Raw genomic sequence first — 12178 nt, 5'->3', positions numbered from 1 at the left:
GAGGGAGGGGAGGGCCATGATGAAAGTTTCCAATTGATGTCGGCGCAGCCTGTCCGGTACCGATCGGAAGCGGGCAAGTCCATGGCGGGGCGGCCTGCCGGTCTGCGTGGGCCGCGTTCCCGGCGCCGGGGAACTCCGGCGCGTCGTGGATTGTCGTCCAGCGCCGCGCTTGGGGTCAAGGCCGGGCGGGAGCCGCCGCTCCCAAACCGCTTTAGAACCTGTTCAAAGTCTGCTGCGCTTCGGCGATACAGGGTTGAAAACCGGTTCGAAATGCTCATGTACCAACTGTACATTCCGCTTTCTCAGCGGTTTTCGCCTCGTCTCACTCTGGCTCGCGAGCCTTTGAACCAGCACTTAGTTCGTATCTCACATTTTCCTTTGCGGCTGATCTGGCCGCCAGCTATAACCACACTTGCATGTAATGATAAAAGCATGATTATTGGCGTTTGTTAATACTAAGTGACTATACGTAGTGCGCTGCATCAGAGAGGGCGGGTTCGCCGCCTGTGAAGCGGCGCCGTCCGCAGTCAGCCGGGAAGGGAACGGCCGCCAAGGGGCGGATGGCACCGGGGTTCCAATACGAAGGAGCACAATCGATGTCATTGCAACAGTCTGTCTCCGCCAGCGTGCGCTGGGGGTGGCTGGTTCTGGCCTGCGCCGCCGCCGGCGTCCAGGCCGCCGACATGCCGGAGGCTTCCGCCGCCGCCGCGCTCAAGGCCTTGAAGAGCACGCCGGCGGGTCGCCACAGCTATTACACCGGCGGCGTGCACAACACCGTCGGCTGTCTGCTGCCGGGCAGCTGCGTCTATCCGCGCAAGCCCGGCGAACCCAGCAACCCGCTGTTCCCCGAATGGTGGGTCAGCGACTGGACCATGTATCGCATCTTCAATCAGGCGGCGATCAAGGAATATCCGCCGCCGTACGCCTCGCCGCCAGCCGGGATGAGCGAGGGCCAAGATTACGAAACGTCCTACGGCGCCAGCTATTACGACGCCAGCTACGTGCCGGCGGACGGCGATGGCCGCGGCGCGATGATGGAGCATTATGAAAAACGCTGCCTGCCCATCTTCCCCGGCAGCAATCATTACAGCTGCTCCTTCGTCTCGCTGGGCAACAAGGCTTATTTCCTGCGCTACGCGGACCGGCCCAAGGGTACGCCGCAGTGTTGCCAGTTTTCCTTGGACAACCACCCGCCGCGTCGAGATTTCATCAAGCATCTGCCGTACAACGCCGCGCAGAGCACCCACTTGAACGGCACGATACAGGCGTACTCGCGCCTGGTGCAGCCGGGCAGCATCCTGTTTGGCTACGCCTTCTACAAACAGCCAACGCGCGACGGCGGCAAGGGCGCGCCGTACCGGCATCCGCAGTCCTTCTTCTTCTCCGGCGACCCAGGCTCGCCGCCGGACGCGCCCATGGTCAGCCAGAACTACAGCCACTTCCGCGCGCAGAAGCCAGACCCGAAACAGACCTGGATGAAGGTGGCCGAGATGTGCCCGGCCAAGCCGGAATGGTGCTGCCTGTTCGCCACCGATTGCCCGGACAAGGGCAAGGCGGACGCGCCGGCGGCCGACAAGGCCAACGCCCAACCCGACCCGAGCTGGGCCACTTTGCAGCCGTAAAGGAACCGCCATGAGTTATCTCGACTCTCCCCGCATCCACTTTTCCGGCTACTTCCAGTCGGACGTGTCCACCATCAACAATAATGTCCTCTATTACAATTCCGATACCTTCAAGCCGGAAGACCAACAGCCGTCTAGTAGCGGCGGCGGCGGGGGCTGGAACCCGCAGGGCACCGGCATTTTCCGCTTCGTCAGCTGCAGCGTCACCGGCGCCAGCCTCAACGGCAAACCGCTGACCAGCAGCGCTCAGGATCCCATCATCGGCATGGCGATGGAAAACGCCGACCAGCGCGCGCCGGGCAAGATGGTGGATCTGGATCCGCAACAGCAGATGGTGTCGCAGATCTGGGCGCTGCAAGTGCGGCTGACCGACAATGTCGAGCGCGCGCTGTTCATCGGCGACATGCTGCCGGTGGGCTTCATGAATCTGTGGCAGCGTCAGCAGCAGGGCATCCGTTCGGACCAACTGCTGGCCGCCAACTACCAGTCCATTCTCGAGAACGTGCAGTGGCATGGGCACAGCCACTCGCCGGTGCTGGAGGCGCTGCGCAAGGCCAGCCAACACGGCCTGCTGGCCATCGAGTTCAATCTGTTCGGCTACGGCCGCGACCCCTCGATCCCGCGCTACACCCAGGGCCACATCGTCGGCACCATCGGTCCTTACCACGAGCGCGAGCCCAAGCACTTTGTGCTGGGCCGGCAAATGACCGCGCAGCTGGACCCCAATCCCAATGAATATCCGATGGTGCCCTCCTGCGGCGTTTACAGCTTCCAGTGCCAGAACCACCCGGAGCGTCAGACCCTGACCGCGGACTTCGGCAACGCCTTGCCCATTGTTGACGCCAGCGGCGCCTTCGTCGATCTGGGGCCGTTGGCGCTGGCGGTGCTGAAACAGCCGGCGCACGCGCCGATCAGCGGCAATCTGGCCAAGGACCAAGTCATCGTGTTGGGACAACTGGCCTACGACCCGCCGCAGCCGGGCGCGGCGGCCGGCGACGAGCCGTCGCCGTGGTATCGCCAGACCGCGGCGATCCAGGACTTCGACTATTCCGCCATCCCCGGCGCCAGGCAGGCGCTGGAAGCCTGTCCGGTGCTGCTGCTGGCGCCGTCCGGCGATGTGTTCCAGGTGCTGGTGCAGGAGTCCATCGACGGCCTCTACGTGCGATCCGACGACCATGTGCTGCGCTTGAACGCCGGCCAGCAACTGCCGGTCGGCTTCTTCGCCAGCCGCTACGGCAAGCCGCTGTCCGCGCAGGTGAACGTGGAACTACTGCCCGATGGCGCCACTCTGATGGGCGGCCCGACACCGCCGCAGCCCCAGATCAGCGTACCCGCCGACGCGGTGCAATATCCTGCCTGCTTCCACACCAACGACAACGGCCATGGCCGCGCGGAGATAGGCGCGATCCCGGCCGGGCCGGGCAATCCGCGCGGCTATATCGACGGCCAGTTGTACGGCATCGGCTACCAGCTGCAGCATCAGCCGCAGGGCTATGTCAGCAATTACTGGAACTTCGTCAGCGTACTGGCCTTCAACCGCGTGCCGGTGCCGGATCACCCCACCTGGTACGACGATATCCGGCCCATCTTCGTCCAGTACGGCAACCTCTATCCCATCATGAGCAAATACGTGGTGGATCTGGGCGATTACGACTCCGTGGTGCGCCATATGGACATCCTCAAACTGGCGTTCGCCCTGCCAACGAGCGATCCCAACCACATGCCGGTGACGCGAGACCTATCCGACGACAAGCGCGCCATCATCCTCAAGTGGCTGAACCAGACCGACGCCCAGGGCAAACCGCTCAAGGGCACGCCGCCGCTCAAGGCCGCCGTCCTGCCCGCGCCGCAGGCGGTGGACACCGATGCGGTGACGGTGAGCCTTGACGCCTTGCAAGTGGCCGGCAAGACCGCGGTGGTGATGCAACGCCAGGCGCAGCGCAAAGCCGCGTCGTCCAAGGATTGAGGGAGAACAGGCCATGATTCGCTTGCAACGCAGCATCATCCACGGCATCCGCGCCGCCAAGACCGCGGCCGAACTGCACTACTACCTGCAAAACGCGGTGGAACTGGAGCACGCCACCATCCCGCCCTATCTGACCGCGATGTTTTCGCTGAAGCCGGGCTACAACGTGGAAATCCGCCAGTTGATTCACAGCATCGTGATGCAGGAAATGCTGCACATGTGCATCGCGGGCAATATTCTGATCTCCATCGGCGGCCACCCGCAGATCAACAAGCCGCCGTTCATCCCCAAGTATCCGGGGCCCTTGCCGATGTCCATCGGCGGCGATGACTTCATCGTGGGCATCGAGCCCTTTTCCAAGGAGCTGGTGTTCAACACCTTCATGGTGATCGAGGAGCCGGAAGACCCGGTGCCGGTGGAAACGCCCAAGCTCGCCGCCGAGGACGAGCCGGACTACGCCACCATCGGCGAGTTCTACGACGCGATCAAAAAGAAGATCAAGGAACTGGGCGACGGCATCTTCATTCCGGCCACGGTGCCCAAGCAGGTGCTGGGCTGGTTCTCGCCGGAGCGCTTGTTCCCCATCAAGGACATCGCCAGCGCCCTGCACGCCATCAACATCATCATTGTTGAAGGCGAGGGCACCAGCACCAACCCGAACCAATCTCCGGGCAACCCGGCGCACTACTACAAGTTCGGCGAAATCTACTACGGCCGCCGCATCGTCAGCACCCCGGACGGCGGCTACGCCTACGCCGGCGCGGAAGTGCCCTACGACCCGGCCGGGGTCTACCCGATGGTGTCCAACCCGCAGGACTACGACTATCAGGACAACACCCAGGCCAAGGTGAGGGTGGAAGCCTTCGCCTACAGCTACAGCAGCCTGCTCAACGCCTTGCACCAGGCTTTCAACGGCGATCCCAAGCGCATCGACACCGCCATCGGCCTGATGTACGACCTCAAGGTGCAAGCGGTGAGCCTGATGGAAACGCCGGTGGCGCCGGGCAGCGAGAAGACGGCTGGACCCAGCTATCGCTACGTGAATACGCAAGGAGGGATGGACACCAGCGATTAAACGCCGTCCGCCATTGCGCAAGGCCAAAGCGGTCCGGCGGATGTCGGGCCGCGTTTGCCGTCTCATCGGCGCCAGCACACTGGCCGCGGGATACGAAAGCCAGCCTTGACGGGCCGCAGCGCCGGACCGTCAACGCGCAGCAGATTGAAGAGCCTGTTCACGATCTCGCGAGCAAGAGCGAGACAAGGCAAAAACGAGCGAAAAAGCGGAATGTACACGTGGTACATGAGCATTTTGAGCTTGTTTTTAACGCTGTATCGCCGCAGCGCAGTAGATCGTGAACAGGTTCTAAGAACCGCTAACAAAACCTCGCAGAAAACCTGAGCCAAGGCGCGCCGACGCAGGCAGTACAAAGTGGTACGACAAGGAGGCGCAACGCGGGATCAGGGGTTTTGTTAGCGGGTCGTAAGAGCCGGTTTTTTTAGGAGCAGAGCCATGCCACTGCCAGTCAGCAAGCCAGACCTCGGAGACGCCGCAAGCGGCCGCAGCGCCGGGGCCATGACCATGCAGCGCTTCAGCGTGCCGTTCGAATACCCGGTGTATTTCGGCCGCGGCCTGCTGAGCGACCCTGGCAACCCGCTGTTGCGGCAAGCCATCTGCCGGCGCGAGCCGGAAAGGCGCCATCGATTCGTGGTTCTGATTGACCAAGACGTGGCCGCCGCCCACCCATGGCTGCCCGCCGCCTTCGAGCGCTACGCCCGGCGTCACCGCGACGCGCTGGAACTGGCCGCGCCGCCTCGGCTGGCGCCGGGCGGCGAAGCTTGCAAGAACGATCCGGAACAACTATTCGCGCTGCAAAGCTGGTTGCAGCAATGCCATGTGGACCGTCACAGCTGTGTGGTCATCGTCGGCGGCGGCGCGCTGCTGGACATGGCCGGCTTCGCCGCGGCCACCACCCACCGCGGCGTGCGCGTGGTGCGCATGCCCACCACCGTGCTGGCGCAGAACGATTCCGGCGTGGGCGTCAAAACCGCGATCAACGCCTTCGGCGCCAAGAACTTCCTCGGCGCCTTCGCGCCGCCGTTCGCCGTGCTCAACGACTACGACTTCATCGCCAGCCTGCCGCGCCGAGACCGCATCGCCGGCATCGCCGAGGCGGTGAAAGTGGCGGCGATACGCGACCGCGCCTTCTTCGACTGGCTGGACGCCAACGCCGAAGCGCTGGCCGACGGCGACGACGAAGCGATGCAATGGATGATACGGCGCTGCGCCGAACTGCATCTGAACCACATCGGCCAGGGCGGCGACCCCTTCGAGTTCGGCAGCGCCCGGCCGCTGGATTTCGGCCATTGGGCCGCGCACAAGCTGGAAGCGCTGAGCGCTTACGCCTTGCGCCACGGCGAGGCGGTGGCGATAGGGCTGGCGCTGGACTGCCGCTACGCGGTGTTGGCCGGCCTGTTGCGCGAACCGGCGCAACGGAGTTTGCACCGGCTGCTGCTGCGGCTGGGCTTTTCGTTATGGCACCCGGCGTTGGACTGGCGCGACGGCGAGCGTCGCCAGGTGCTGGCCGGGCTGGATGAGTTCCGCGAACACCTAGGCGGCGAACTGACCATCACCCTGCTGCAGCGTTTGGGGCAGGGGGTGGAAGTGCACGCCATCGATGCGGATCGGATGAACGCGGCCATAGACTGGCTGCGCGACAGGAGCGATGACCATGTTGCTGCTTGACCCCCAACAACGGCCGGACAGTCTGCCGGCCACCACTCTGCCCGCGGTCCACATGAGCTACTGCACCAATATCCACCCCGGCGAAAGCTGGCAGGAAATGCGCGCTCAGCTGGGCTTCCACCTGCCGCGCATCAAGGCTCGCGTGGCGCCGGATCGGCCGTTCGGCATTGGGCTGCGGCTGTCCGCGCTGGCCGCGCGCCAGCTGGAGGAAGAACCGGCGCAGGCGGAATTCCGCGATTTTCTGGCCGAACATCAATGCTATGTGTTCACCCTCAACGGCTTTCCCTTCGGCGCCTTCCACCGGCAGGCGGTGAAGGACGCGGTTTACCTGCCGGACTGGCGGGACCCGCAGCGGCTGATCTACAGCAACCGGCTGGCCCAGTTGCTGGCCGCGCTGCTGCCGCCGGAACTGGAATACGGCAGCGTCAGCACCGTGCCCGGCGGCTATCGCCAACACCTGAGCGGCGACGGCAGCGGCGCGCTGTGGATCGCCACCCATCTACTGGAGCACGCCGCCTTCCTGCATCGGCTGCGGCAGGACAGCGGCCGCCGCATCGTGCTGGCGCTGGAACCGGAGCCGGACTGCCTGCTGGCCACCAGCGAAGACGCGGTCGCCTTCTTCGAGCTGCACCTATTGAGCCGAGCCGCGCTCAATCAAGTGGCCAAATGGTGCAATGTCAAACGCGAAGAAGCCGAAGCCATCGTGCGGCGGCACCTGGGCGTGTGCCTGGACGCCTGCCACGCCGCGGTGGAGTACGAACAGCCGGAAGACGCGGTGGCGCGGCTGGATCAGGCCGGCATCGCCATCGCCAAGCTGCAGCTCAGCGCCGGCCTGCGCGTGACCCGGCCGGACCGGATGGCGGCGGAAGCGCTGCGCGCCTTTGCCGAAGACACCTATCTGCATCAAGTGGTGGCGCGGCGCGGCGACGATCTGTGGCGCTACCCGGACCTGCCGGCGGCGCTGACGGCCCTGCCGCGGCAGCCGGCCGACGAATGGCGCATCCACTTCCACGTGCCCATCTGCCACGCCGCGCTGGGGCCGTTCGCCAGCACCCAGGACTTCCTGTCGCGGCTGCTGGTCCTGCAATGCCAGCGGCCGCTGAGCAGCCATCTGGAGGTGGAAACCTATAGCTGGGGCGTGTTGCCCCCGGCCCACCGTCAGGGCGATCTGGGCGAAGCCATCTGCCGGGAGCTGCAATGGGCGGAGGGCCAGCTGCGATGAGCGGCCAGCCCGCGCTGCCCATTCCCAAGACCAGCGCCCGGCGGCGGCTGTCGCGGCGGCACGCGCGCCAGACCCGCCGGCGCGTGGCCGGGGTCTGGTCGCTGGCGCTGAGGCTGGGCCGGGTGTCCAACCTGCCCACGGTGTGGAGCAACGTCCTCGCCGGCGCGGTGCTGTCCGGCCACGCCGTGGCCGGCGGCCCGCTCGCCTTGCTGCTGTTGTCGCTGTCCTTGATCTACGTGGCCGGCATGTATCTGAACGACGTCTGCGACCGCCACATCGACGCGCGCGAACGGCCGGAGCGCCCCATTCCCGCCGGGCTGGCGTCGGCGCGGCTGGTGTTGCTGGCCGGCGCCGCCCAGCTTGCCGTCGGCGTCGCCCTGCTGACGGCGCTGGGCCTGCCCGCCTTGCTGGCCGGCCTGTGCCTGGCCGCCACCGTGGTGCTCTACGACCTCTGGCACAAACACAATCCGCTCAGCCCGCTGCTGATGGGCCTGTGCCGGATGCAGGTTTATCTGATCAGCGGCCTGGCGCTGGGCGCCGGCGCCTTGTCCGGCCCGCTGCTGCTGGCGGCGCTGGCGCTGCTGGCTTATCTGATCGCGCTGACTTACGTGGCCAAGCAGGAAGGCCGCGCCGGACTGGGGCGGCTGGCCCCGTTGTTGGGTCTGGCCGCGCCGCCGCTCTACCTGCTCAGCCAACCGTTCCAACCCTGGGCGCTGCCCTTTTTGCTGCTCAGCCTGAGTTGGAGCGCGCATTGCCTGCGGCTGGCCTGGCCCGGACCCGGCCGCGACACGCCGCGCGCCGTCGGCGGCCTGATCGCCGGCATCGCGCTGGCGGACGCTTTGTTCATCGCCGCCGCGGGCCAGCCGCAGTGGGCGGCGTTGGCGGTTTTGGCCGCCTGGCTGACCCGGACATGGCAACGCCGGGTGCCGGGCACTTGAACGGAGAATCTGCGTGATGGAAACGCAAACCATGCTGGCGGATCAATTGCACGCCAGCCTGCTGGACGCGGCGGACCGCCACAACGCCGCCCAGGCGCTGGTGTGGTTGGAAGCCTGTCGCCGGCTGACCGCCGAGGCGCCGGAGCCCGCCGCCTGTCGCCGCTTGTTCAGCGTGGCCAACCGGCAACTGGCGGCGCTGACCCTGCTGCCCAAGGCCGCGATCAAGGCCTTGCAAGCCCAACGCGTGCTGGCGGCGGAAGCCTGGTCCCCCGGCGACGCCGGTCGCGCCTTGCTGCTGCTGAGGGCCTTGGCCGCCGGCGCGGGCCCGGCGCTGGCCTTCGATCTGTATCAGGGCGGCGACAGCCTGGAACAGCAGGCGGTGGTCAAGGCGCTGATCCTGCTGCCCAAGCCGGAAGACTGGCTGGCGCTGGCTACCGACGCTAGCCGCAGCCACGTGGCCGGTGTGTTTCAGGCGCTGGCCTGCGACAACGCCTACCCGGCGCAACAGTTTCCCGAACTCAATTTCAACCAGCTGGTGCTCAAGGCCTTGTTCACCGGCGCGCCGGCGCGGCATATCGCCGGCCTGGAGCAGCGCTGGAGCCCGGAGCTGGAACACATGGTGGCCGCCTACGCCAGCGAGCGACGCGCCGCCGGCCGCAGCGTGTCCGACGACGTCGTTTTCCTACTGCAAGGACTGCATCATGAAAATGTTTGACCCGCACATCCACATGACTTCCCGCACCACCGACGACTACCAGGCGATGAGCCGGGCCGGCATCAGCGTGGTGGTGGAGCCGGCGTTCTGGATGGGCCAGCCGCGGCGGCACGTCGGCAGTTTCGACGACTACTTCTTGTCGTTGCTGGGCTGGGAACGCTTCCGCGCCGCGCAATTCGGCATCCGCCACTTCTGTACCCTGGGCCTCAACCCCAAGGAGACCAACAACCCGGACGTGGCCGACGGCGTGATGGCGCTGCTGGAACGCTATCTGGACAAGGACGGCGTGGTGGCGGTGGGGGAAATCGGCTTCGACGACGAAACCCCGGCCGAGGAGCGCTACTTCGCCCGCCAGCTGGAACTGGCGATGGAGTTCGACCTGCCGGCGCTGGTCCACACCCCGCACCGCGACAAAAAGGCCGGCACCCTGCGCAGCCTGGCGCTGGTGCGCGACAGCGGCATTGCGCCGGAACGGGTGCTGATAGACCACAACACCGAAGAAACCCTGCCGCTGGTGCTGGACTCCGGCTGCTGGGCCGGCCACTCCATCTACCCCAACACCAAGATGGACGAACCGCGGATGGTGGCGCTGGTGCGCCAGTACGGCAGCGAACGCATCATCATCAACAGCGCCGCCGACTGGGGCGTCAGCGATCCGCTGAAAGTGCCCAAAACCGTGGAGGCGATGCGCGCCGCCGGCATCGCCGAGCGCGACATCGAAACCATCGTCTGGCGCAACCCGCTGGACTTCTTCGCCCAGAGCGGCCGTCTGGACATCGAAGAAGCCAACAGCCCGCTGGCGGTGGACCAGCGCCGGCTGTATCAGGGCAATTCCGTGCTGCGCGGCCAAAATCCGCAGGTGGATATCGTGGAGTGACATCATGCAACGCACACTCGTTCTGAATGTGGTGGGCCTGACGCCGCAACTGCTGCGGCATGCGCCGCACCTGAGCCGGCTGGCGGAGCGCGGCGCGCAGCGCCCGCTCATGGCGGTGACGCCGGCGCTGACCTGCCCGGCGCAAGCCACCTATCTGACCGGCCAACTGCCGCAGGCGCACGGCTGCGTCGCCAACGGCTGGTATTCGCGAGAGCTGGCCGAGCCGTTGTTCTGGAGACAGAACAACGCCTTGATTCAGGGCGAGAAACTCTGGCACGAAGCCCGGCGCCTGCACGCCGGCTTCAGCTGCGCGCAGTTGTTCTGGTGGTACAACATGTACGCCGATGTGGACTGGAGCGTGACCCCGCGGCCGATCTACAAGGCCGACGGCCGCAAGATTCCCGACTTCTACTGCAACCCGCCGGAGCTGCACGCGGAATTGCGTCAAAAGCTGGGCGATTTTCCCCTGTTTCACTTTTGGGGGCCGGCGGCGGATATCCGCTCCAGCCGCTGGATCGCGGATTGCGCCTTGCATCTGTACCGCTCGCGCCAGCCCACGCTGACCCTGGTCTACCTGCCGCATCTGGATTACTGCCTGCAGCGCTTGGGGCCGGATCATTCGGACGTGGCGGCGGAGGTGGCGGCGGTGGATCAGTTGTGCGGGGAGTTGATCGAGGAGGCGGACCGGGACGGCAGCCGCGTGATCGTCTTGTCCGAGTACGGCGTCACGCCGGTCAGCAACGACATCGCCATCAACCGCATTCTGCGCATGGCCGGTTGGCTCAAGGTGAGGGAGGAGGCGGGCGAGGACAAGCTGGATTGCGGCGCGTCGGCGGCCTTCGCGCTGGCGGATCACCAGATTGCTCACATCTATGTGCGCCAGCCGGCGTTGGTGCCGGAGGTGAAGGCCTTGTTGCTGGAGCTGGAGGGGGTGGAAATGGTGTTGGACCAGGCCGGCAAGCGTTTGCTGGGGCTGGATCATCCGCGTTCCGGCGAGCTGGTGGCGGTGAGCCGGCCGGATCGCTGGTTCAGTTATTACTATTGGCTGGACGATGCGCACGCGCCGGATTTCGCCCGCACGGTGGATATTCACCGCAAACCGGGTTACGACCCGGTGGAGTTGTTTTTGGACCCGGCTTTAAGTTGGCCGAAGTTGGACATTGCCTGGACCTTGTTGAAGCGCAAGTTGGGGATGCGGAGTTTGTTGGAGGTGATTCCGCTGGATCCGTCCTTGGTGCGGGGTTCGCATGGTCGTCCCACGCTGAATCCGGAGCATGGTCCGTTGATGATTAGTTCTTTGCCGGACAGTTTGCCGCCGGGGTCGGTGCCGGCGACGGCGGTGCGGGACATCATCATGGATCATATGTTTGGGGAGGTGGAGACGCGGCTGGCGTATGGGGAGCATGGGGTGATGGAGTAGGGCGGAGGCCCCGCGTGGGCTTTTTTATGGGGTTTGTGCCTTTGGGGGCTCTGTGTTTGGAGAGGATTGTTTTGTTGAATCCGCTGTGCGGATGATGATTTTGATTGCCGGGGCTGCCCGGCGGGCAGGAAGGGGAATTTGCCCGGCCAAATTCCCCTTCACCCCAAAGGCCGCCCTGCAAGCCTGGCCTACGGCTTCCCGCCGGGGCCCGTCAGGCCCGAGGCGCGGCTGAACTCGCGATTTGCTAACGTCAAATCGCTCAAACAGGGCAGCCGCTTAAGACCTCGGGCCTGCCACCCGTCGGCAGGCTTGAAGGGACCTGGGGCGCGTCGCAAACGTGGTTTCTTCTTGGCTCTTTGGAGATATCCACAGATCGGGTGGAATTGGATAGTTATCCCCAAAAGTAATCCACGAGGCCAAATCACTCTCTCTTTTCAAAAAAGACCACCTCGTGTAGTGCCCAAGTGTCCTCTCGGGGCGCGCTCCGGGTTTCGCGTCCTGGGGGACGAGCGGGCAGGAAGGAAGGCGGCGGTGGCCCGCCCCCTCCCCCGTCTTATTCCCTCGCGACGCTACGCTTGCCTCGCTTGGTCAGCAGGACAGCCGCACCAAAAACATCATCCGCGCAGCGGATACAAAACCCACACACCTAGCCACACCAACCACCCCACCTTGACC

The 12178-nt window shown here is 65.4% G+C and carries 9 protein-coding genes; all 9 read left to right on the top strand.

Annotation, left to right across the window (positions count from 1 at the left end; genetic code table 11):
• Positions 1-596 precede the first annotated feature (596 nt).
• The 9 genes from HA052_RS25935 (at position 597) to HA052_RS25895 (ending at position 11503) form a co-directional block, all read left to right on the top strand.
• Entirely contained in the window at positions 597-1622 is a 1026-nt protein-coding gene (locus HA052_RS25935; RefSeq protein WP_166454252.1) for a hypothetical protein, read from the top strand.
• Positions 1623-1632: 10 nt separating this feature from the next.
• Positions 1633-3588: a hypothetical protein gene (locus tag HA052_RS25930; protein ID WP_166454251.1), complete on the top strand. Its 1956-nt coding sequence runs from the start codon at positions 1633-1635 to the stop codon at positions 3586-3588.
• A gap of 13 nt (positions 3589-3601) precedes the next feature.
• Positions 3602-4663 (top strand): ferritin-like domain-containing protein, encoded by a 1062-nt coding sequence (locus HA052_RS25925; RefSeq protein WP_166454250.1) that lies wholly within the window; start codon positions 3602-3604, stop codon positions 4661-4663.
• 435 nt (positions 4664-5098) lie between these two features.
• Entirely contained in the window at positions 5099-6331 is a 1233-nt protein-coding gene (locus HA052_RS25920; RefSeq protein WP_206119062.1) for a 3-dehydroquinate synthase, read from the top strand.
• Positions 6318-7553, top strand: a complete 1236-nt coding sequence (gene eboE / locus HA052_RS25915) for a metabolite traffic protein EboE (protein WP_166454249.1) — start codon at positions 6318-6320, stop codon at positions 7551-7553. The genes HA052_RS25920 and eboE overlap by 14 nt, the downstream gene beginning before the upstream one ends.
• Positions 7550-8491: a UbiA family prenyltransferase gene (locus HA052_RS25910; protein WP_206119061.1), complete on the top strand. Its 942-nt coding sequence runs from the start codon at positions 7550-7552 to the stop codon at positions 8489-8491. The genes eboE and HA052_RS25910 overlap by 4 nt, the downstream gene beginning before the upstream one ends.
• Positions 8492-8507: 16 nt before the next feature.
• Positions 8508-9206: an EboA domain-containing protein gene (locus tag HA052_RS25905; RefSeq protein ID WP_166454248.1), complete on the top strand. Its 699-nt coding sequence runs from the start codon at positions 8508-8510 to the stop codon at positions 9204-9206.
• Entirely contained in the window at positions 9193-10083 is an 891-nt protein-coding gene (locus HA052_RS25900; RefSeq protein ID WP_206119060.1) for a TatD family hydrolase, read from the top strand. The genes HA052_RS25905 and HA052_RS25900 overlap by 14 nt, the downstream gene beginning before the upstream one ends.
• 4 nt (positions 10084-10087) lie before the next feature.
• Positions 10088-11503, top strand: a complete 1416-nt coding sequence (locus HA052_RS25895) for an alkaline phosphatase family protein (RefSeq protein WP_166454247.1) — start codon at positions 10088-10090, stop codon at positions 11501-11503.
• Positions 11504-12178 lie beyond the last annotated feature (675 nt).

Origin of the sequence: Chromobacterium fluminis (genome assembly GCF_011602385.1) — a bacterium.
Classification (GTDB): Bacteria; Pseudomonadota; Gammaproteobacteria; order Burkholderiales; family Chromobacteriaceae; genus Chromobacterium; species Chromobacterium fluminis.
This window is presented reverse-complemented; position numbering and strand designations above follow the sequence as displayed.